Origin of the sequence: Aestuariicoccus sp. MJ-SS9, from assembly GCF_032586235.1 — a bacterium.
Lineage (GTDB): Bacteria > Pseudomonadota > Alphaproteobacteria > Rhodobacterales > Rhodobacteraceae > Aestuariicoccus.
The window spans coordinates 20,777-42,138 of sequence record NZ_JAWHTD010000024.1 but is presented as its reverse complement, the minus strand read 5'-3'; the positions used below and the strand labels follow the sequence as shown (position 1 = coordinate 42,138).

At 66.0% G+C, this 21,362-nt stretch carries 23 protein-coding genes; 10 read left to right on the top strand and 13 right to left on the bottom strand.

Going from position 1 to position 21,362, the window contains the following annotated elements; all coding sequences use genetic code 11:
- The first annotated feature begins 5 nt into the window (after positions 1-5).
- From RXV88_RS15235 to map, 3 genes are all read left to right on the top strand, one after another.
- A complete protein-coding gene (locus RXV88_RS15235; RefSeq protein ID WP_316294350.1) occupies positions 6-842 on the top strand; it encodes a M48 family metallopeptidase in 837 nt (278 codons plus the stop codon).
- A gap of 34 nt (positions 843-876) precedes the next feature.
- Positions 877-1,587, top strand: coding sequence for a DNA/RNA nuclease SfsA (gene sfsA, locus RXV88_RS15230; protein WP_316294349.1), 711 nt, complete (start codon positions 877-879; stop codon positions 1,585-1,587).
- Positions 1,588-1,818: 231 nt separating this feature from the next.
- Positions 1,819-2,631 carry a type I methionyl aminopeptidase gene (gene map / locus RXV88_RS15225; RefSeq protein WP_316294348.1) on the top strand — a complete coding sequence of 271 codons (813 nt, stop codon included), beginning with the start codon at positions 1,819-1,821 and terminating at the stop codon, positions 2,629-2,631.
- Positions 2,632-2,932: 301 nt separating this feature from the next.
- Here the strand turns inward: map and RXV88_RS15220 are convergent, their stop codons facing one another.
- From RXV88_RS15220 to RXV88_RS15205, 4 genes are all read right to left on the bottom strand, one after another.
- Positions 2,933-3,898, bottom strand: coding sequence for an MBL fold metallo-hydrolase (locus RXV88_RS15220; RefSeq protein WP_316294347.1), 966 nt, complete (start codon positions 3,896-3,898; stop codon positions 2,933-2,935).
- A gap of 75 nt (positions 3,899-3,973) precedes the next feature.
- A complete protein-coding gene (locus RXV88_RS15215) occupies positions 3,974-4,162 on the bottom strand; it encodes a hypothetical protein (protein ID WP_316294346.1) in 189 nt (62 codons plus the stop codon).
- A gap of 45 nt (positions 4,163-4,207) precedes the next feature.
- Positions 4,208-4,768, bottom strand: a complete 561-nt coding sequence (gene rsmD / locus RXV88_RS15210; protein WP_316294345.1) for a 16S rRNA (guanine(966)-N(2))-methyltransferase RsmD — start codon at positions 4,766-4,768, stop codon at positions 4,208-4,210.
- Positions 4,765-5,970: an NAD(P)/FAD-dependent oxidoreductase gene (locus RXV88_RS15205; RefSeq protein ID WP_316294344.1), complete on the bottom strand. Its 1,206-nt coding sequence runs from the start codon at positions 5,968-5,970 to the stop codon at positions 4,765-4,767. The genes rsmD and RXV88_RS15205 overlap by 4 nt, the downstream gene beginning before the upstream one ends.
- 85 nt (positions 5,971-6,055) lie before the next feature.
- On the opposite strand from RXV88_RS15205, the gene RXV88_RS15200 reads away from it, so the two are divergent.
- A complete protein-coding gene (locus tag RXV88_RS15200) occupies positions 6,056-6,544 on the top strand; it encodes a peroxiredoxin (protein WP_316294343.1) in 489 nt (162 codons plus the stop codon).
- A 92-nt stretch (positions 6,545-6,636) separates the two neighbouring features.
- Positions 6,637-7,455 carry an N-acetyltransferase gene (locus RXV88_RS15195; RefSeq protein ID WP_316294342.1) on the top strand — a complete coding sequence of 273 codons (819 nt, stop codon included), beginning with the start codon at positions 6,637-6,639 and terminating at the stop codon, positions 7,453-7,455.
- Positions 7,456-7,464: 9 nt separating this feature from the next.
- Here the strand turns inward: RXV88_RS15195 and RXV88_RS15190 are convergent, their stop codons facing one another.
- The 6 genes from RXV88_RS15190 to RXV88_RS15165 all read right to left on the bottom strand — a co-directional run bounded on the left by RXV88_RS15190 (position 7,465) and on the right by RXV88_RS15165 (position 13,409).
- Complete coding sequence (locus tag RXV88_RS15190; protein WP_316294341.1) at positions 7,465-7,755, bottom strand: 4a-hydroxytetrahydrobiopterin dehydratase; 291 nt, start codon at positions 7,753-7,755, stop codon at positions 7,465-7,467.
- On the bottom strand, positions 7,752-8,951 hold the full coding sequence (locus RXV88_RS15185) for a GNAT family N-acetyltransferase (protein WP_316294340.1): 1,200 nt from the start codon (positions 8,949-8,951) through the stop codon (positions 7,752-7,754). The genes RXV88_RS15190 and RXV88_RS15185 overlap by 4 nt, the downstream gene beginning before the upstream one ends.
- Positions 8,952-8,996: 45 nt before the next feature.
- A complete protein-coding gene (locus tag RXV88_RS15180) occupies positions 8,997-9,749 on the bottom strand; it encodes a glycerophosphodiester phosphodiesterase family protein (protein ID WP_316294339.1) in 753 nt (250 codons plus the stop codon).
- A complete protein-coding gene (locus tag RXV88_RS15175; protein WP_316294338.1) occupies positions 9,746-10,210 on the bottom strand; it encodes a RidA family protein in 465 nt (154 codons plus the stop codon). The genes RXV88_RS15180 and RXV88_RS15175 overlap by 4 nt, the downstream gene beginning before the upstream one ends.
- Positions 10,211-10,374: 164 nt before the next feature.
- Positions 10,375-11,679 carry an HlyD family type I secretion periplasmic adaptor subunit gene (locus RXV88_RS15170; protein WP_316294337.1) on the bottom strand — a complete coding sequence of 435 codons (1,305 nt, stop codon included), beginning with the start codon at positions 11,677-11,679 and terminating at the stop codon, positions 10,375-10,377.
- On the bottom strand, positions 11,676-13,409 hold the full coding sequence (locus RXV88_RS15165) for a type I secretion system permease/ATPase (protein ID WP_316294336.1): 1,734 nt from the start codon (positions 13,407-13,409) through the stop codon (positions 11,676-11,678). The genes RXV88_RS15170 and RXV88_RS15165 overlap by 4 nt, the downstream gene beginning before the upstream one ends.
- Positions 13,410-13,614: 205 nt before the next feature.
- On the opposite strand from RXV88_RS15165, the gene RXV88_RS15160 reads away from it, so the two are divergent.
- Entirely contained in the window at positions 13,615-14,358 is a 744-nt protein-coding gene (locus RXV88_RS15160) for a VacJ family lipoprotein (protein WP_316294335.1), read from the top strand.
- Positions 14,359-14,369: 11 nt separating this feature from the next.
- On the top strand, positions 14,370-14,963 hold the full coding sequence (locus RXV88_RS15155) for an ABC transporter substrate-binding protein (RefSeq protein ID WP_316294334.1): 594 nt from the start codon (positions 14,370-14,372) through the stop codon (positions 14,961-14,963).
- Between the two features lie 27 nt (positions 14,964-14,990).
- On the opposite strand, the gene RXV88_RS15150 is transcribed toward RXV88_RS15155, so the two are convergent.
- Positions 14,991-17,162: a transglycosylase domain-containing protein gene (locus RXV88_RS15150; RefSeq protein ID WP_316294333.1), complete on the bottom strand. Its 2,172-nt coding sequence runs from the start codon at positions 17,160-17,162 to the stop codon at positions 14,991-14,993.
- 255 nt (positions 17,163-17,417) lie between these two features.
- Between RXV88_RS15150 and RXV88_RS15145 the strand changes: the two genes are divergently transcribed.
- The 3 genes from RXV88_RS15145 to RXV88_RS15135 all read left to right on the top strand — a co-directional run bounded on the left by RXV88_RS15145 (position 17,418) and on the right by RXV88_RS15135 (position 20,014).
- Positions 17,418-17,756, top strand: coding sequence for a P-II family nitrogen regulator (locus tag RXV88_RS15145; RefSeq protein ID WP_316294332.1), 339 nt, complete (start codon positions 17,418-17,420; stop codon positions 17,754-17,756).
- A gap of 27 nt (positions 17,757-17,783) precedes the next feature.
- Entirely contained in the window at positions 17,784-19,124 is a 1,341-nt protein-coding gene (locus tag RXV88_RS15140; RefSeq protein WP_316294331.1) for an ammonium transporter, read from the top strand.
- 128 nt (positions 19,125-19,252) lie between these two features.
- On the top strand, positions 19,253-20,014 hold the full coding sequence (locus tag RXV88_RS15135; protein ID WP_316294330.1) for a hypothetical protein: 762 nt from the start codon (positions 19,253-19,255) through the stop codon (positions 20,012-20,014).
- A gap of 52 nt (positions 20,015-20,066) precedes the next feature.
- On the opposite strand, the gene RXV88_RS15130 is transcribed toward RXV88_RS15135, so the two are convergent.
- Positions 20,067-20,837: a FadR/GntR family transcriptional regulator gene (locus RXV88_RS15130; RefSeq protein WP_316294329.1), complete on the bottom strand. Its 771-nt coding sequence runs from the start codon at positions 20,835-20,837 to the stop codon at positions 20,067-20,069.
- Positions 20,838-20,918: 81 nt separating this feature from the next.
- Positions 20,919-21,362, bottom strand: coding sequence for a molybdenum cofactor biosynthesis protein MoaE (locus RXV88_RS15125; RefSeq protein WP_316294328.1), 444 nt, complete (start codon positions 21,360-21,362; stop codon positions 20,919-20,921).

Genomic DNA, 21,362 nt, shown 5'->3' with positions numbered 1-21,362 from the left:
ACGAGATGAATCCCCCTTCGCATTTGCGCAACAAAGCCGCATGTGAGGGAACGCCAGAGCAAAACGCCGCCGCCAACGCCGCAAAAGTTCTGATCACGACCAGCGCGGACCCGGATACGCAGAGAAACGTTGCGGTGACGGCGTTGCCGGATGTCCTGAGGGGCAAGAAAAGAAGCGAATTCCGGGATGTGGAACGCTATCTGCAAGGCATTGTGGACCGCATCGACCGCGCCAACGATCTCGACGATTTTTCGTGGGATGTCTATCTGTTGAGCGACCGGTCCGCGAACGCATCGACGCTCGGCGGCGGCGTGATCTGCGTGAATGAGGGGATACTGCTACACACCCGGAACGAGGCCGACATCGCGATCATTCTCGCTCATGAAATGGCGCACTCGACCGAAGGCGACGCGGTCAATCGCCAGCGGAACGATGCGATCTTGGCGGCGGGTGTCGTCGCCATGCGTCAAGAGGTGCGCAGACAGGGGAAAAGCGGGAACCAATGGATCGACCTTGCGATAAATCTGGGCACCGCAGCGGTCGTCGGAGCATCGAGCCAGGGCCGCGAGGCGCGGGCTGACAGGATCGGTTTTCACTATTACCGGAAGGCGGGGTATCAACCTGCCGCGGCGCCCGCGATTTTCGATCGGCTTCGGAAAGTCGAGGGCAGCAACCGTTCTGCGCTGGCGGTGTTCAACAGCCATCCGGGGTCGCGCCAGCGCGCCGACACGTTGAGGCAGTTGGCGGCGAAAACCGCGAACCGGAATTCCGGGCGGGTCAACACCAGGACCTGGTCTGGATTGATTGCAAAGGTTGAGAAAAAGTATAAGCGAAAGGACTAGGGGCCGAGCCCCGGTTTCCGTCTCAACCGAAATTATGCGCTATCAATCGGACCTGATCCCCGCAACGCTCCTGCGCCGCTACAAACGCTTTCTGGCCGATTGCCGGCTGGAGGACGGGCGCGAGGTGGTGGCCCATGTGGCCAACCCCGGCTCGATGCTGGGGCTCGCCGAGCCCGGCAGTCGCATCTGGCTGGAACCCAACGACGACCCAAGGAAAAAGCTGAAATACGCCTGGCGCCTGCACGAGCGGGACGGGCATTTCACCGGGGTCGACACCGGTGCGGCCAATCGCGTGGTGCGCGCGGCGCTCGAGGCGCGGTCGGTGCCGGGGCTGGAGACGTTCGACACTGTGAAAGCCGAGGTGAAATACGGCGCCGCCAGCCGGGTGGATTTTCTGCTGACCGGCGCGGGCGGGCCGGACACCTATGTCGAGGTCAAATCCGTCACCCTGTCGCGCCAGCCCGGCGTGGCAGAATTTCCCGACAGCGTCACGGCGCGCGGCCTGAAACATCTGACCGAGCTCGAGGCGATGGTCGCGGAAGGGCATCGCGCCGTGATGCTCTATCTGGTGCAGCGCACCGATTGCGCGCGCGTGGCCCTGGCGGCGGATATCGACCCGGCCTATGCGGCGGGTTTCTCGCGGGCCATGGCGGCCGGTGTCGAGGTGCTGGCGCTGGGTACACGGATCACGCCCGAGTCCATCCAGCCGGGCACGCTTTTGCCGTTCACGCGGCCGAAGGGGTGAGCGACGCAGGGTTTGCGGCCCGGGTCTGCGGTCTTTGTCGGGGCGCACATATTTTCTCGCACAAGGCCCATGCTGTCCTTGGACCGCCTCGCCTGGTTGCGCGTTTCCGGGTGCCGGTCAGGAGGTGATCGTTTCGCGGATCCGGCCAGTGCCCCGCGGTGGGCGGCCCCTCTGGCATTGCGCGGCAAAGAGGTCTAGATAACGGACATTAGACAAAGAGGCCCGAACGCCGTGAACCACGATACTGGCGGCCGTCTGACCAAGGACGGCATCCGCATCTACCAGCCCTCGGATTTCGCCGGCATGCACCGTGCGGGCGCGCTCGCCGCGCAGATTCTCGATGAGGTGGCCGATCTGGTCGAGGTCGGCCAGACCACGGCCGCGCTCGACGATTTCATCCGCCGCCGGGTCGAAGACGCCGGCGCCACCAGCGCCACCATTGGCTACAAGGGCTATCAGCACGCCAGCTGCATCAGCGTGAACCACGTGGTGTGCCACGGCATCCCCGGCGACAAGAAGCTGAAGGACGGCGATATCCTGAACATCGACGTCACGGTGATCGTCGACGGCTGGTTCGGCGACACTTCGCGGATGTATGTGGCGGGCAAGCTGTCGCGTAAGGCCGAGCGGCTGATCCAGGTCACCCACGATGCGCTGATGCTTGGGATCGAGGCGGTCAAGCCGGGCAATACGTTTGGCGACATCGGCCATGCGATCCAGACCTATGTCGAGGCGCAGCGCATGTCCGTGGTGCGGGATTTCTGCGGTCACGGTCTTGGTCGTGTGTTCCACGCGCCGCCGAACGTCCTGCATTACGGCCGCCCGGGCACCGGGCCGGTGCTGGAGGAAGGCATGTTCTTCACCATAGAGCCGATGGTGAACCTGGGCCGGGCCGACACCAAGGTGCTGGCCGACGAATGGACGGCGGTGACGCGGGACAAGTCCCTGTCGGCGCAGTTCGAGCATTCGGTTGGGGTGACCTCCGACGGGGCGGATATCTTTACGCTCTCGCCCGTGGGCAAGTTCCACCCGACCTACGGCTAACCTTTGTTCTTCTGCAATGTCTGCTTTCGCCGCGCGATGCGCGGCGACCGGGGGGGGGGGGGGGGGGGGGGGGGGGGGGGGGGGGGGGTGTGGGGGGGGGGGTGGGGGGGGGGGGGGGGCCCCCCCCCGGCTGGGGGGCGCTGCCCCCCAGACCCCCCGGAGTATTTGAACCAAGAAGAAGGGGAAAAGGGCGCTCTTGGCTTCTTCTTGGTGAAAATACTCCGGGGAGCGCGAGGGGTAGCACCCCTCGCATCGGTCGGATCGCTTTAGCGATCCGACACCTGAGCGTAGAGGGCGACCGTTAGTCCCACCGCCAGAGCGCGGGTACGAAGCGGTAGGCGTCACCGTCGCGCATCACATGCCCGACGCCGGGGAACGGGAAGTGGTAGCCCAGAACCGCCATTCGGTCGGCGGCGGCCATGTCGAGCAGACGTTTGCGGGTCGTTACGGTCTGCGCGCCGTCGATGTCGGTGCCATTGTACCATTCCGGATGCGCGAAGTTCGTCCAGGCGTGGGTGAGCGCGTCGCCGAGGGCGATCAGCTGTTCGCCGCCGCTTTCGACCACCACGCTCAGGTGGCCGGGGGTGTGACCCGGCGAGGCGAGGACCCGGATCCCCGGTGCAACCTCGTCGCCGTCGCCGAGCGAGGTCCAGTCGGCGCCCTCGACCCCAAGGGAATTGACCGCGCCGACGACGAATTGCTGCATCTCGGCCGACACCTGGTTGACCAGCCCATCCTGCAGCCAGAATGCGCGCTCCTCCTCGCCGACGAAATAGGCGGCGTCGGGCAGGATCGCCTCATCGAAATCGTCGCGCACGCCCCAGATGTGATCCGGATGTGCGTGGGTGATCACCACATGGGTGATGCCGCCCGCGTCGATCCCGGCGCTGTCGAGATTGTCCATCAGACGCCCGGCGGTGTCGAGGAACCGGTTGCCCGAGCCAACGTCGACCAGCACCTTGGCCTCGCCCAGTTCGATCAGCAGGTGGTTGGTGTGCGAATAGCTGGTTTCGGGTGACAGGAAGTGCCGGGTCAGGAAGGCCTGAACCTCGGCCGGATCCGCGTTCACCCCCAGCCCGCTGGTGGGCAATTGCAGCGAGCCGTCCGAGATCACGGTCAGTTTCGCCTCGCCCAGGGTAAAGCTGAAATGCGTTGGGTTTTCCATATGCGGGCCGCCCAGATCGGCGCGGGCGAGCGCCGGCAGGGTCAGCGCGGGCATAGCGGCGGCCAGTTTCATCAGGTCGCGGCGTGTGGGGCGGAGCGTCATGGGATCACCTCGTCTCATTCAGGAATTCGAATAAGACGATAAGGCGTGCGGGTCGAAAGACCAAGCCCTTTGACGTCAGCTGTCGCCGCGCGACTCGTCCCAAAGCCGCCACTGGGCCAGCAGCAGCGTCGCGTGGTCGGCCCCGGTGCTGCAATCGTGGATGAAGACAGGGCCGGTGGGCGGGCCCTTGGGCTTGGCGCGTTCCGACGCCTGCGGCGGAGCGGCTTGAAAGAGCGTCAGGAAGGGTGCGGCGAAGCTGGTCATATGGGAAGTCTGCCACAGAACCGGGCGATGCCAAAGGCAATCTGATCAACCGGCGCGGAGGACCGTGACCCAGGTGTCGCCATAGCGCCGGGTTTCCAGCGTCTCGAACCCCTCGGGCGCGCTTTGAGGGGCGTTTTCCTCCCACACGATCAGCGCGCCGGGGGCGATCCAGCCGCCCTCAAGCGCCTTGGCCAGGGCCTTTTCGCCGAGGTGCCGGCCATAGGGCGGGTCAAGGAAGATCAGGTCGCAGGGCGTGTCGGCGGAGGGAAGCAGGCGAGTGGCGTCGCGGGCGAGGACGCGCGTCCGGTCGGCCACGTCCAGCAGGCGGATGTTGTCGCGCAGGAGCCGCTGCGCGGCGCGCCCGTCGTCCACGAATGTGACTGAGGCCGCCCCGCGCGACAGCGATTCGAGCCCCAGTGCGCCGGTGCCGGCGAAGAGATCGAGCACGCGGGCCCCGTCGAACGGGTCGCCAAAGCGCCCGCCTGCCAGCATGTTGAAAAGCGCCTCGCGGACGCGGTCGGTCGTGGGGCGCAGATGGGCGCGCGGGTCGCCCTTACCGACAGAGGCCAGCGCGCGGCCCCGGAATTGCCCGGCGACGATCCTCACGCCTTGAGCAGCGCCTTGAGGTTGGTGGCCGGATCGGCGACCGCCTCGGGCGCGGGGGATTTGCCCATCTCGATCAGGCGCTTGCCGACCATGTAGGCGCGCGAATCGTTCATCGCATCGAGCGCCAGCAGGGTGTCGCCCGCGTAGTACCAATGCGACAGCGCCGCCCCGTCTTGGCGCACGACGATGCGGTCGTAGCCGGTGTTCAGACCGGCGATCTGCAGTTTGGTGTCGTATTGATCGGACCAGAACCAGGGCTTGGCCACGTAGGGTTGGTCCGCGCCCATGATGTTGTCGGCCACGCATTCGGCCTGGTCGATGGCGTTGCCCACCGATTCCAGCCGGATCCGGCCATCTCGCCATGGGAACGAGGCGCAATCGCCCGCCGCCCAGATATGCGGGTCCGAGGTGCGGCCCCGCGCGTCGGTCTTGATGCCGTTCTCGATCTTAAGCCCCGCCGCCTCGGCCAGCGCGGTGTCGGGCTGGATGCCGACACCGGCGATGACGAAATCCACCGGCAGGGTGCTGCCATCGCTGAGTTCGGCCGCAGTCACCGCGCCGTCGCCGGTGAGCCGTGTCAGGCCCACGCCCTCGCGGATGTCCACGCCGCGGGCGCGGTGCAGTTCGCGGAAGTAATCCGAGGTCTCGGGCGCTGCGACCCGCTGAAGGATACGGTCGGCCATTTCGATCAGCGTGACCTGCAGGCCCAGCTTGGCGGCCACCGCCGCGGCCTCGAGTCCGATATAGCCGCCGCCGACGATCAGCGCGCGCGCGCCTGCGGTAAAGCGCGGGGCCATGGCGTCGACATCGGCCAGCGTGCGCACGACAAAGACGCCCTCCAGATCGCCGCCGATCGCGGCGGGCAGGGCGCGCGGGCGCGAGCCGGTGGTCAGGACCAGCTCGTCATAGGGGAGCGTTTCGCCGTCCAGCATCACCTGCCGCGCGGCGCGGTCGATGCCGGTGACGGGCCGGCCCATGCGCAGGGCGATGTCGTGCTCGGCGTAAAACGCTTCGGGCCGCAGGTAGAGCCGCGCTTCCTCCATCTCGCCCAGAAGATAGGCCTTGGACAGGGGCGGGCGCTGGTAGGGTGGCACCGGTTCTTCGCCGATCAGGGTGATGCCGCCGTCGAACCCCTTGGTCCGCAGACGCGTGACCAGAGACGCACCCGCCTGTCCCGCGCCGATCACAACCACCTGTCGCATGTCGTTTGTCCCGTTTGCCATTGGTCTTCGTCACCGCCAGCCTATATGGCCTGAAGTGCTGAATATGAAAAGGGAGCGACATCATATGGCCATTTCCGCTGGCGACACCTTGCCCGACGCCACCTTGTTGCAGATCGGTGAAAACGGCCCCAAGGAGGTGTCGCTTGCGCCGCGCCTTGCAGGCCGCAAGGTGGTGCTTTTCGCCGTTCCGGGCGCGTTTACGCCGACCTGCGATTCGGCCCATGTGCCGAGCTTCATCCGCACCAAGGATCAGTTCGACGCCAAAGGCGTGGACGAGATCATCTGCCTGTCGGTCAACGATCCCTTCGTGATGAAGGTCTGGGGCGAAACCACCGGCGCCACCGACGCGGGCATCACCATGCTGGCCGATCCGGGAAGCGCCTTCACCAAGGCGATCGGCATGGATTTCGACGCCCCGCCGGCTGGTTTGCACGGCCGCTCTCAGCGCTATGCGATGCTGGTCGAGGACGGCAAGGTCGTGCTGTTCCACGAAGAGCTGGGGCGCGGCGTCTGCGAAGCCACCGCCGGAGAGGCGCTGCTGGCCGCCATGTAATTGGGAACACCCGGCCAGACCAAAGGCGGGGCCGCCGATGCGGTCTTGCCTTTTTTCTTGGCCCGCACGTCCGTGTCATGCGATCCTTTGTCATGACGGATCGGACGGATGACCCCTATTTCGGATCGCCCGAACAGCGCGCCCTGCTGCGCCGGGGCCGCGCCTTGTTCGAAATTCTCAAGGACGAGCCGGGCTATACCTATTACGGGCGCACGGTCGGTCTGGCCACGCCCGGCGATGGCGGTATCGCGCGGCTGGCGGCGCTGGCACGGCTGCAGGGCAATTCCAACATCAGCCGTCTGCCCGACGACATCCTGCCCGAGCTTGTCGCGGCGACCGAGGCGGCGGAGCTGACACCGGCTGTCTATGCGCGCTGGGTCGGGGCCGAAGACGCGATCCGCGCCGCGCGGCGGATCGTCGAAGAGACATCCCTGCCGCCGGGCCTGACTGCGATGTGGCTAACCCCGGAAACGCCCCGCCCGGTGCTCGACGCTTTCGCCGAGACCGCTCTGTCCTGTGCGGTGCTGCCGCCCAGCCTGGAGGTTCTGACCGGTTGCCTGCGCCCGGGGCTGACCCGTATCGCGGTGGCGGAGGACGGCAGCGTCGCTTCTTGCGCCGCGGCAGCGGCCTATCTGCACCCCGGCCACCCGCACGGCGCGACGGAATGCTGGTGGGGCATGCTCGCCACGGCAGAGCGCTGGCGCGGGCACCGGCTGTCCTTGCGGCTGGGGGCCGAGGCGTTGCTAGAGATGCGGGCACGGCACGGCTTCACCACCTTCTTTACAGGGGTGGAGCCGGGCAATGCGCCGTCCGAGGCGGTCTGCGCCCGCATCGGATTGCAGAAAGAGCCGTTCGCGACGTTGGGCGTCGCCGACCCGTCGCTGGTGCCGGGCGGGCGGATGACGAAATAACCGCGCGGCTCAGAGCGTATCCATCTTCCGCGCCAGCTTGGCGTCGAGCGCCGACAGCCCGCCCACGTCATGCGTGGTCAGCGTCACCTCGACGGTCTTGTAGACATTCGACCATTCCGGATGGTGGTTCCACTTTTCAGCGTAAAACGCGGCGCGGGTCATCCAGGCGAACGCCTCGGTGAAGTCGCCGAAGACGTAGGTCTTGTTGATCGCGTCGCGCCCCTCGGTCATGGCCCAGCCGTTGGCGAACAGCGGCTCCAGCATGGTCTTGCGCGCGGTGTCTGACAGTTTCTCGGTCATTGCTGTTCCTCTCTGGTTTCCTTTCGGAAGGGGCCGTATTGCGTCAGGATCTCGATATCCTGGTCCACCGCGTCGCGCTCGGCCTCGAGATAGCGCGCGATGGCGTCGGCAAAGCCTGGATCGGCGACCCAGTGCAGCGAATGGGTCTGCACCGGCAGATAGCCGCGCGCAAGTTTGTGTTCGCCCTGCGCCCCGGCCTCGACCCGCGCCAGCCCCTCGGCGATGGCAAAGTCGATGGCCTGATAATAGCACGCTTCGAAATGCAGGCAGGGGTGATCCTCGATACAGCCCCAATAGCGGCCATAAAGCACATCCCGCCCGATAAAGTTCAGCGCCCCGGCCACGTATTGCCCATCGCGCTCGGCCATCACCAGCGCCATGTCGTCGCGCAACACCTCTTGCGCGATGTCAAAGAACCAGCGGGTCAGGTACGGAGAGCCCCATTTCCGCGCCCCGGTGTCCTGATAAAAGACCCAGAACGCATCCCAGTGCTCTGGCTTGATCTCATCGCCGGTCAGGGTGCGGATGGTGCCGCCGAAATCCTGCGCGCGGGCGCGTTCCTTGCGGATGTTCTTGCGCTTGCGCGAGGACAGCGACGCCAGGAAGGCGTCGAAATCCGCGTAATCGCGGTTGATCCAGTGGAATTGCTGAGTGACGCGCCGCATCAGCCCCATCTCGGCGCCCGCGATGGCCTCGGCCTCGGTGCAGAAGGTGGCGTGCAGCGATGACAGCCGCGCCTCGGCGGCGACCTGCACCGCGCCCTGGATCAGCGCCGACATGCCCGTCGCCTCAAACCCCGGACGGGTCAGAAAGCGCCGCCCGGTGGCCGGGGTAAAGGGCACGGCGATCTGCAGCTTGGGGTAATACCGCCCGCCCGCGCGCTCATAGGCATGGGCCCAGTTGTGATCGAAGATATATTCGCCCTGACTGTGGCTCTTGCCGTACATCGGCGCGACGGCGATGACCTTGCCGTCCATCTCGGCCACCAGATAGCGCGGATCCCAGCCGGTGCCGGTGCCGACCGACCGCGAGTCTTCAAGCGCCTTGAGAAAGCGGTGCGTCGTGAAGGGGTCATGCGGCCGCCCGCCACCCGCCGCCTCGGGACAGGCGCAAGCATCCCAATCCTCGGCCGTCACCTGGTCGAGAGAGGATAACACGTTGATGGCGATGGTCTTGTCCGGGCTCTGGTCGGTCATGCGCGCCCCCTTGCCCCGTGCTATGTGGGCCCGTCCCGCGCCGCTTCAAGCGGCGTAGCCCTCGAATGTCACATTCTGCGCCACCCGCCGGGCCTGCGCCTCGGCCTCGGGCGACCGGATGGTCCAGCACAGAATCGTCAGCCCCCGCGCCTTGAGCTCGGCCACCCGGGGGCGGCCCAGATCGCGCGCGTCGTGGCTGATGAACGAGGCCTCGACCCGGTCCGCATCGGGAATGCCGCGCAGCCGGTCGCGCACGGGTTCGGGTACGTTCGGCCAGCTTGTCGCGGTGAAAGCATCGGTCACCAGCCCGCGCGGCACCTCCGGCAGCAACCGTGCGCATTCGGCCACCGAATGCGGGTTGAACGACATTAGCGCAACCGGTCCCTCATAGCCCGCCAGCGCCGCCGCCACCGCGGTCTCCAGCGGGCCGACATCCGGGCCCATCGCGCCGTCCTGATCCTTGAGCTCGATCAGCAGCGGCACCTGGCCCGCGACCAGATCCAGCACCTCTTTGAACGGCGGGATGCCCTCGCTGCCGCCCACCAGCGGGATGGCGGCCAGTTCCGCCGCCGCGCGCTGGCGGACCGCGCCCGAGGCGCTGGTCAGGCGGTCCAGATGGTAATCGTGGAACACCTTGGCATGGCCGTCGGCGCTTAGCTGCAAATCCATCTCGATCGGATAGCCCGCCTCGATCGCACGCCGAAAGGCCGCGCGCGAGTTTTCCGGCGCATGCGGGCCATGATAGCCCCGATGCGCGATGGGCCGGTCCAGAAACGGCTGCGGCAGCGGAACCCTCATTGGATCTCGAAAATACCCTCGATCTCGACGGCGACGTTGAAGGGCAGCGCGCCCGCCGACACCGCCGACCGCGAATGCCGCCCGGCATCGCCGAGGATCTCGACCAGTACGTCCGAGGCGCCGTTGATCACCTTGGGCTGATCGGTGAAATCGGGCACGGAATTGACGAAGCCCGTCAGCTTGACCACCCGCTTGAGCCGCATCAGATCGCCCTCGCAGGCCGCACGCACCTGTGCCAGCAGACTCAGCGCGCAGCCTTTCGCGGCCGCTGCCCCCTCCTCGACGCTCAGATCGCCGCCCAGCTTGCCGGTGACAAAGGCGCCGTCTTTCATGCTGACCTGCCCGGACACGAACAAAAGATCGCCCGAGCGCACATAAGGCACGTAATTCGCCGCCGGCGCGGGGGCGTCGGGCAGGGTCAGGCCAAGCTCTGTCAGGCGGGTTTCAATGGCGTTCGTCATGTCGCATCCTTCCACGGTTTCGCGCCGACGCTAGCCATGGGCCTGCCAAATGAAAAGCCCATTCGAACAGGTTTCGTCCGTCGGCCATTCGCACCCGCCGGCGGAACCGGCCAAAGGCGGGTTCCGCCAAATCCTGTGCGCGCAAGCGCCCCTTCGGATCAGCCTCAGCTTTCGCGGAACGCCTTGGCGAAATAGTCGGTGAAAGGTTTCACCAGATAGGCCAGCGGGGTGCGGTCCTGGGTGCGGATGAACGCCTCGACCGGCATCCCGGGGATCAGCGTGGTGCCTTCGGGCAGACGGTCGATCTCGCCTTCCGAAAGCACGATCTCGGCGCGGTAATAGCTCACACGGGTGCTTTCGTCCTGGAACGCATCGGCCGAGATCTGCACCACTTGCCCGAACAATTCCGGCGTCTGGCGCTGATCCAGCGCCGAGAACCGCAGCGACACCTCCTGATCCAGGAACAGCTGGTCGATGTGGATCGGCAGCACCTGCGCGGCGATGACCAGCGGGCGGTCCTGGGGGACCAGGTACATCACCGGGTCGGCCGGCCGGATGACCGAGCGCGGCGTGAACACCGTCAGGCCGTAGACCACGCCCGACACCGGCGCGGTGATGTCCATGCGCGTCAGCCGCTCTTTCAACGCGCGGCGCTGTTCGGCCAGTTCGCGTTCGCGGAACTGCAGGTCGCGCAGGGTGGTGATCGCCTCTTCGCGCCGCCGTGTGTCCAGCTTGAGGATCTCGATGTCGATCTCGGTCATGCGGCCTTCGGCCTGCGCCTTCTGCGCCGTCAGCTCGCCCACGGTGCCCGAAAGCCGCGCCTCTTCGCGCTGCAGGCCCAGCACCCGGCTGGCCTGCGCCAGCCCGCGATCCAGCAGGGATTGCTGGTCGGTCAGCTCTTTCTCGATCAGCTCGAGCTGGGTCACCAGCGCGGCCTGTTGCGCCTCGATCCCGCGCACTTGGTCGCCGATCTGGTCGCGCCGCTTGCTCAGCTGCTCGGTCTCGCGCCGCAGTGTATCGAGCCGCGCCAGAAACAGGTTGCGCTGGCCTTCAATCAGTTCGGCCACCTCGGCGTCGGTGTCGGCGCGGGCCAGAAGCTCTTCGGGAAAGACGATCTCTTCGGCGTCGTCGCGTTCCGCCTGAAGCCGCGCGCGGCGGGCCATGAGCTCGAAATACTGCCCTTCGGTGATGGTCAGCTCGGATTGCACCAGGTTGGGGTCGAGCCGGATCAGCGGTTGCCCGGCCTCCACGGCGTCACCTTCGTCGACCAGAATCTCGGCCACGACCCCGCCATCGGGATGCTGCACGATCTGGCGGTTCTGATCCACCTCGATCTGCCCCGAAGCGATGATCGCCCCCGAGATATTGGTGGTCGCCGCCCAATACCCAAAGCCGCCCACCAGAATGCTGAGCGCGAGGATCCCCACAGTCATCGGGGCCTTGATCGGAAAGTCGCTTTTGCTGCTCATCGCACGCCCCCCGGCGTCACCGCCTGCTGGATCTGCTGGTGGTTCTTGACCATCTTGGCCAGCACTTCGTCCTTCGGCCCAAAGGCGGCGCGGCTGCCGCCCTCGAGCATCAGCAGCATGTCGCATTCCTTGATGGCGGCGGGGCGGTGGGCCATGATCAGCACGGATTTGCCCTGCTCCTTCATGCCGCGAATGGCCTTGTTCACCGCTTCCGAGCCTTCGTTGTCGAGGTTCGAATTGGGCTCGTCCAGCACCAAAAGCACCGGATCGCCGTAAAGCGCCCGCGCCAGGCCGATGCGCTGCATCTGCCCGCCCGACAGCCGCCCGCCCGCGGCGGTGACCTTGGTGTCGTAGCCATCGGGCAGCTTGAGGATCATGTCATGAGCCGCGGCCTTCTTGGCCGCCGCGACGACGGCCTCGGCATCGGGCTGCGGCGACAGGCGGGCGATGTTCTCGGCGATGGTCCCGTCAAAGAGCGTCACCCGCTGCGGCAGATAGCCGATGTGCTGGCCCAGCACGTCCGGCCCGTATTGATCGAGCGACGCGCCATCCAGCCGGACCTTGCCGCCCGCCGGACGCCAGACGCCGGTCAGCGTGCGTGCCAGTGTCGACTTGCCCGCGCCCGATGGGCCGATCACGCCCACGGCCTGCCCCGGCAGCACGTTGAACGACACGATGCGCAGCGCCGCCTGTTGCTCGCCCGGCGGCACCACGGTCAACTGCTGCACGTCCAGCTTGGCCTGCGGGCGCGGCAGCGGGGTGCGCGGCGGTTCCGGCGGCACCTCGGACAGCAGTTGGGCGAGGTTATCCCAGCCCTTGCGCGCGCGCTGCACCATCTGCCACTGGCCGATGGCCAGTTCGATCGGCGCCAGCGCCCGGCCCATCAGGATCGACCCCGCGATCATCGCGCCGGGCGTCAGTTCGTTCTGCAGCACCAGATAGGCCCCCAGCCCCAGCATCGCCGATTGCAGCAGCAGCCGGAAGGTCCGCGTGGTGGTGGTGAACGTCCCCAGAAGGTCCGCCGCAGCGATCTGCCCTTTCAGCGAGGCATCGCGCGCCCCCGACCAGCGCTGAAACGCCGCGCCGCGCATTCCCATCGCCTGCACCATCTCGGATTCGTTGCGAATCTGGTCCGAGATCTTTTCGGACTGGAACACCGCGATGTTCGACTTCAGCGTCGGATTGCGCGTGACCCACTGGTTGATGATCGTCACGAAGATCAGAACCGACCCGCCAGCGATCGCCAGATAGCCCAGCCACGGATGAAAGAGCGCGATCCCGAAAAGAAAGACCGGCGTCCAGGGAATGTCGAAGATCGCCATCAGCACCGGCGACGACATCAGCCGCTGCACCGATTCCAGATCGCGCAGGCCCGTCGCCGCCAGCTCGTCTGGCTGCACCGCCGACCGGCGCACCACCGCGTCGAACACCCGCGTGTCCAGCTTTGACTGAAAGCGCGCCGCGACCCGTCCCATCACCCGGCCCCGGACATAGTCCAGAAGGCCCATCATGCCGTAAAGAAACACCACCAGCACCGACAGCGCGATCAGCGTCGCCACCGACCGCGACCCCAGCACCCGGTCATAGACCTGCAGCATGTAAAGCGGGCCGGTCAGCATCAGAAGGTTGACGAAAAAGCTGAAGATCCCGACGAACCAGTAGTAGGGGCGGCTTTCGCGCCGCGCCGCCTTCAGTTCTTCGCGACCCTTGTCAAAGTTTTGCGTGCTCATGAGCGTGGATCCGCTCTCCTTGCCCGGGTCCTGCGGCGGTATACTTGGCAGCCGTGGACCGTGTGATAAATCATGTCGCCGTTAGGCCACAGCCGGCGTCTATACTGGGTTCCCGGTTGGGCCTTTGACTAAAAGCAACTACATAGCCGTTTTACAGGACCGGGAAGGATTTCCAATGGGCAGGCGGGGGCTTTTTCATCGTTATGTGGCGCGCGGGGCAGTCGTGCTGGCGCTTGTGGCTGTATCGGCATGTACCGTGCCCGGCCCGGGCGATGTCGAGAACGGCATTTTCGACCCTTACGAGGACGCCAACCGCGCCCGCCACGAACGCGGCAAGCGGTCCGACACGCGGTTCCTGCGGCCCGTGGCGATGGCCTATGTCGACGCCGTGACTGAGGGCGTTCAGACCAACGTCAGCAACCTTGCCGACACCGCATCGCTGCCCAAGACCGTGGTCAACCAGGTGCTTCAGGGGCGGCTGGGCGACGCCACGCGCAACACGGTCCGCTTTGCCATCAACGCCACGCTGGGTTTCGCCGGTCTGGCCGATGTCGCCTCTGACATGGGCCTGCCGCGGGATAAGAGCGATTTCGGCGAAACGCTTTTTGTCTGGGGTCTGCCCGAGGGGGCGTATCTGGAACTGCCGCTGCTCGGCCCCTCGACGGAACGCGACGCCGCGGGCGAGGTGGTGGATCTGTTCCTCAACCCCTTCGGCGCGATCGTTCCCGCGCCCGAACGCTATGTCTACACGGTCGCCAAGGTCGGCGACACGCTGACCGAACGCGGCCGCTTTGCCGGGACGGTCGATTCCATCCTGTACGAGAGCGCCGACAGCTATTCCCAGCTGCGGCTGATTTATTTGCAGAACCGCCGGTTCGAACTGGGGGACGACACGGCCATGTCGGCCGAGGACGAGGACCCCTTCGCGCTGGATACGGAGGGATTTTGATGCGGAACTCTTTGACCAGACGTAATTTTGTGGCGTGTGGCGCGACGCTTGCCGTCGCCGCTGCGGCGCCCTTGCCGTCGTTCGCCCTGACCGAAGGCCAGGCACGCGCCATGGTCGACCGGCTGGTGGCCGAGATCAACGCTGTGATCGACAGCGGCAAGTCCGAGGCCGGGATGATCCGCGAATTCGAAAGCATCTTCCGCCAGTATTCCGACACCTCCTATGTCGCGGCCTATGCAATGGGTGTCGATGGCCGCCGCGCCACCGCCGCGCAGAAACGCGCCTTTTCGAAAGCGTTCAACGCCTACGTCGCCCGCAAATACGGCAAGCGGTTCCGCGAATTCATCGGCGGGCGGCTGGAAGTGGCGGACGTCAAGCAGGTCAAGCGGCATTACGAGGTGACGACCATCGCCTATCTCAAGGGCGAAGCGCCGTTCGACGTGACCTTCTTCGTGTCGGACCGGACCGGCAAGGATCTCTTCTTCAACATGTATATCGAAGGGATCAACATGCTGCTGACCGAGCGGGAAGAGATCGGCGCGATGCTGGATCGCAATCGTGGCGATATCGACGCGATGATCGCGGATCTGAAAAAGGCGGGCTGAGAGCGCCGCGTTCCGCGCCCCGCCGGATCAGTTGCGCGGCGGCCCGAAGATGTCGGTCAGGATCTGGTCGATGATGTTGCGCCTGGGCTCGCGGCGCTCTTGCCGGGGCTCGGGCGTGCGCACCGGTTGGATGGGCTGGATCATCGGCAGCGGACGGGGCGACAGGCCCTCGTGCACCCGGGTCATCACCTTCTGCCACATGCTGGCCGGCAGGCCGCCGCCGGTCACGCCCGAAAGCGGCGTGTTGTCGTCATAGCCCATCCACACACCTGCCACGTAGTCGGCGGTAAAGCCGACGAACCAGGCGTCGCGCTGCTCGTTGCTGGTGCCGGTCTTGCCCGCCGCCTGCCAGCCGTCCAGCGCGGCGCGGCGCCCGGTGCCCTCGGACACGACCTTTTCCAGCATCCAGATCAGCTGTCCCGCTGTTTCGGGCCGCACCACCAGCTCGCGCACCCCGGCCTCGGCATCGCCGGCGATGCCGTAGGGTTCCACCCGATGGCCCTCGGCCAGGAAACCGGCGTAGGCGGCGGTCATTTCCAGCAAAGACGCCTCGGACGCGCCAAGCGCCAGCGACGGTGTGTCGATCAGCGTGCTTTCGACGCCGAACTGGCTGGCCACGGCCTGCACCGTGGGCCGCCCGACCCGTTCGCTGATCTTGACCGCCGGGATGTTCAGCGACCGTTTCAGCGCCTCGGCCAGAGTCACCCGCCCGGCATATTCGCGGGTGTAGTTTTCCGGGCACCATTGCCCGGACCCGGGGATCGTCATGCAGAAGGGTTCGTCCACGACGATGTCGAACGGGCTCATCCCGACGTCGAGTGCTGCGGCATAGATGAAGGGCTTGAAGGCCGATCCGGTCTGCCGCACCGCCTGGGTGGCGCGGTTGAACCCGCCCGCCGCCTTGGCGTCGCGCCCGCCGACCATGGCGCGCACCGCGCCGTCGGCGCTCATCACCACGATGGCGGCCTGCGCCTTGGACCCTTCCTTGAGCTCGGCGATGGTCTCTTCCATCACGTCCTCGGCGATCGTCTGTATCCTGGGGTCGAGCGTGGTCTGCACCACCTTGTCGCGCTCGGCCTCTTCCAGCGCGCGCAGGATGTCGTCGGCAAAGCTGGTGCGGTTGTCGTCCTCGGCGGTCGCGCCGTCCTCGGCCCCCTGGCCCAGCAGCGAGCGGATCACCCAATCTGCGAAATAGCCGCCCGAATTGTCCTGCGCCGCGCGGCTGAGCGTGGCCGGATCGGCCTGATATTGCGCGGTTTCCGCGTCCGACAGGTAGCCCTGTTCGTTCATCAGCCGCAGCACCGTCGCCGCACGGTCCTGGCTGCGCTTGAGGTTCGCCGTGGGCGCCAGCGACGACGGCGCGGTCAGAAGCCCGGCCAGCATCGCCGCCTCGGCCGGATTCAGCGCCGCCGCGGGTTTCGAGAAATAGCGCTGCGCGGCGGCCTCGGCCCCGTAGGCGCCGCCGCCCATATAAGCGCGGTTGAGGTAGATCGAGAGGATTTCGTCCTTGGAATATTTCGCCTCCATCGCAAGGGCATAGATGGCTTCCTCCATCTTGCGCCGCAGCGATCCGCGCCTGCAATCGGCGACATAGGCGGCCTCGTTCTCCCATTCGGCGGGGTCGTATTGCACGCCCAGGCACAACAGCTTGGCGGTCTGTTGCGTGATGGTTGACCCGCCATGGCCCGACAGCGGCCCGCGCCCTTCGGCAAGGTTGATCCGGATGGCCGAGGCGATGCCGCGCGGGCTGACGCCGAGATGGCGATAGAACCGCTTGTCCTCGGTCGCCACGATCGCATCCACCAGATGCGGCGAGACCGTGTCGGTGGTCACCGCGCCGCCGAACTGGTCGCCACGCCGGGCAAAGACCTCGCCGGTGCGGTCCAAAAGCGTGACCGAGCCTTTCGCGCGCCCGTCCAGCACGGCCGAGAACTCGGGCAGACCGGCATAGGAATAGGCCACGGCCCCGGCCACGATCAGCGCGACAACCGTCGCGGCATAGGCGGTCAGCCGAAAGATCAGGCGAAAAATCCAGCCGAAGAAACCGGTGACATAGCCGATCAGTCCCCGCCGTTTCGGCGCGGTCCGGCGCGCGGTCTTGCGCCGCTTCGGTTTCGCCTTCGCCTTGGGGGGCGCGGGCTTTTTGGGGTAGCGTCGGTCGGCCACAAGCCGGCCCTTTCGCGGACGTGAATCACTCATGCTCTTTTTGCCCGGCACACTGCTCTTTTCGCCACGATAGCCCGATTTGCGGCGGTTGTAGACAGCCCGCGCCGCCCGGATACGATATTATTGCTGCACAAATTTTACGCTAAAAAAATATATCGCTTAAAAAATATGCATACAACCCCGGCGGAAGTGTGAATTTCGGGCCGCCGGACTTTCAAACCGCGTCCCAAGCGCTCTTTCTGCCCCCATACCGCAGGGCGCGTCCCTGCTCAGTCGAAAGGGACCAAGGTGAAACTGATCATTGCAACGATCAAGCCGTTCAAGCTCGAAGAGGTGCGCGAAGCACTGACCGACATTGGCGTGCGCGGCATGATGGTGACTGAAATCAAGGGCTTCGGCTCGCAGTCGGGCCACACGGAAATCTATCGCGGTGCAGAATACGCGGTGAACTTCGTGCCCAAGATCAAACTCGAAATCGTCGTGGCGGAATCGATGACCGACCAGGTGGTCGGGACGATCACCAAGACAGCGCAGACCGGCAAGATCGGCGATGGCAAGATCTTTGTTCTCGACGTGGAACAGGCCGTGCGTGTGCGTACCGGCGAAACCAATGCAGACGCCCTCTAACGGCGCGACATAAGGGAAAACGGACAAATGAAACTTCTTAAGACACTTGCCCCGGCTGCCGCGCTGATCGCGCTGCCGACGCTGGGTCTGGCGCAGGACGAAGGCCCGGTCCCCGGCGTGAACGCTTCGACCGACAGCGTCTTCATCTTCAACTCGCTGCTGTTCCTGATCGGCGGTTTCCTGGTGTTCTGGATGGCGGCGGGCTTTGCCATGCTCGAGGCCGGCCTGGTGCGTTCCAAGAACGTGACCATGCAGCTGACCAAGAACATCTCGCTGTTCTCGCTGGCCGCGATCTTCTACTACCTGATCGGCTACAACCTGATGTATCCGTTGGGCACCTGGTCCGTCGACGGCATCCTGTCGGGCGTCTGGGGCCCCGGCGTTCTGGAAGCCGTAGGCGTGACCGCGGATGCGGCCGACGATTACGGCTATGCCTCCACCGGGTCGGACTTCTTCTTCCAGCTGATGTTCTGTGCGACCACCGCCTCGATCGTGTCGGGCACCCTGGCCGAGCGCATCAAGCTGTGGCCCTTCCTGATCTTCGTCATCGTGCTGACCGCGATCATCTACCCGCTGCAGGCCAGCTGGAAGTGGGGCGGCGGTTTCCTCGACGAGATGGGCTTCCTCGACTTCGCCGGTTCGACCGTCGTGCACTCGGTCGGTGGCTGGGCCGCTCTGGTCGGCGCCATTATCCTTGGGCCGCGTATCGGCAAGTACTCCAAGGAAGGCCGCACCGTGCCGATCCCGGGCTCCAACCTGGCGCTGGCAACCCTGGGCACGTTCATCCTGTGGCTCGGCTGGTTCGGCTTCAACGGCGGCTCGCAGCTGGCCATGGGCACGGTGGGTGACGTTGCGGACGTAAGCCGTATCTTCGCCAACACCAACACGGCTGCCGCCGGTGGTGCCATCGCCGCGCTGATCCTGTCGCAGATGATGTACAAGAAGCCCGACCTCACAATGGTGCTGAACGGCGCACTGGCCGGTCTGGTGTCCATCACCGCCGAGCCGCTGACCCCGTCGCTGGGCGCAGCCACGCTGATCGGTGCCGTGGGCGGTGTGATCGTGGTCTTCGCAGTGCCGTTCCTCGACAAGCTCAAGATCGACGACGTCGTCGGCGCGATCCCGGTGCACCTCTTCGCCGGTATCTGGGGCACCATCGCGGTTGTTCTGACCAATGGTGACGCGTCGCTGATGGTTCAGCTCTACTCGATCATGGTCGTGGGCATCTTTACCATCGTCGCCTCCGCGATCGTGTGGTTCATCCTCAAGTCCACCATGGGCATCCGTGTCGGCGAAGAGGAAGAGATCAACGGTCTCGACATGTCCGAGCTGGGCATGGAGGCCTATCCCGAATTCTCCAAAGGCTGACATCCTCCCTTCCAGTCAGTCTTGTGACCAACTGCCCGGGCGTTCGCGCCCGGGTTTTTTGTTGTCCGCCCCGGGGCGCTGCGCATTTCCCCTCTGGCCGCGCGCTGGCGCCGTGCTAGATTTCCCTCATGCGCACAACCTGCCTGATCGCCCTTCTTCTCGCGGCACCGGCCGCCGCCCTGGACCTGCGGCTGACCAATACCTACGCGCTCAACCGGCCGGCCAGTCTCGACTACGATCCGGCCTTCTGCGGCCTCTGGATCGCCAACGAGGGACCCGAGGCGGTTCTCGTGACGCTCGATGGCCTCGAACTGCGGCGCATCTCGTCTGATCTGCGCCGCATCAAGGCGATCTCGCTCGAGGGCAACGACCTGCTGGTGGCCGACGGCATGGGTGCGTTCCAGCGCCTGACCAAGAACGGCGAGGCGCTCGGCGAGCCGTTCCGCGTCTCAGACGGCTGGGCCGACACCGAGGGCATCGCCATCGACGCCGACGGCAGCGTCATCACGGTCGAGGACGACCCCGAGCGGCTCAGCTGGTTCACCCCGGATGGGCAGCTGCTGCGCCGGATCAACACGCTGACGCTCGATCCGCCTCTGACCGAGGCGCAGGGCATCGCCCGCGACCCGCGCACCGGCCACCTGCTGATCGTCGACGATTGGGAAGGCAGCAACAGCCTTTACGAATTCGACGCCGAGGGCACGCTGCTGGCCACCGCGTCGCTGCTGGAATACGGCACCGATCCCGAGGGGGTGGCGATCCGTCCCGGCTCGAACCAGCTTTTCGTGGCGTTCGACAGCGGCGCGCGGATCGCCGCCTTCGATTACACGCCGACCCTGCCGCCCGGGTCCGACCCGCTGCCGCCCGCCGCCGACTGCGTGATGTTCTGAAAATTCTCGCGACACCGTAGGGTGCGCCTTCACGGCGCACCGCCCCCTCGCGTCACGCCCGGTTCTGCACCCGTTCGTAGCGCTGGCGCGCGATGTCCTCGTTCTTTTCGTTGATGCGGTCCTTGCGCAGCGCATCCTCGACAAAGCTCAGATGCGCCTCGACCGCGGCCCGCGCCGCTTTCGGATCGCGGGCCTGCAGCGCGTCGTTGATGGCGCGGTGCTGGTCCAGCAGCGTGCTGCGCGTCGTGCGCTGCTTGAACATGATCTGGCGGTTGTAGAACACGCCCTCGCGCAGCAGCTGATACATCGACCGCATCATGTGCAGCATGATCACGTTATGGCTGGCCTCGATGATCGCGAGATGGAAATCCGCGTCCAGCCGCGCCTCGTCCGCCGGATTGCGCTTGGCATGGGCGGCTTCCATCTTGTCAAAAAGCGACTGGATCACCTTCAGATCGGTCTCGGTGCCCAGCGACGCCGCGCGTTCGGCTGCCAGCCCCTCCATGTCGCGGCGGAACGACAGGTAGTCGAAGACCGCCTCGTCATGGTCCGAAAAGAGCTTGACCAGCGCGTCCGAAAACGCCGAGCCAAGCACATCCGCCACAAAAATCCCCGCCCCCGCGCGGCTGGTCAAAAGCCCGCGTTCGTGCAATTCGGCGACCGCCTCGCGCAAGCTGGGCCGCGACACGCCCAGCCGGTCCGACAGCTCGCGTTCCGAGGGCAGGCGTTCGCCGGGGCGCAGGACGCCGCGCAGAATCAACTGCTCGATCTGGCGCACCACCGCGCTCGACAGCTTTTCGGATTGAACGGGGCGAAAGGGCATGAGCGCGACCAAATAAAGGAAATTGGTCAGATCATATGACCAGACCTGCAAGCTGGCAAGCTGCCATCGCGCGCCGCGCCGCTACCAGCGGGTCAACGCTGCTTCGTCTTCGTCCTTGGCGGCCACCCAGCCCGCACCGGCGCGGCCGTGTTCCTTTTTCCAGAACGGCGCGCGGGATTTCAGATAGTCCATCAGGAACTCCGCCGCCGCGAACGCGTCCTTGCGGTGCGGCGCGGCGGTGGCCACCATCATGATCCGCTCGCCCGGCGCCATGCGGCCATAGCGGTGGATGACCAGCGCGTCGCCAAGGCTCCAGCGCGCCACGGCCTCTTCGGCGATGGCGGTCAGCGCCTTTTCGGTCATGCCGGGGTAATGCTCGATCTCCATCGCGTCGAGATCGCCACCGGCCAGATCCCGCACGATGCCCGTAAAGGTCACGACCGCGCCCATGTCGTGGCGCCCGTCGGCAAAGCGCGCCGCCTCGGCGCCGAAATCGAAGGGCTCTTGCTGCACGACCACGCGCAT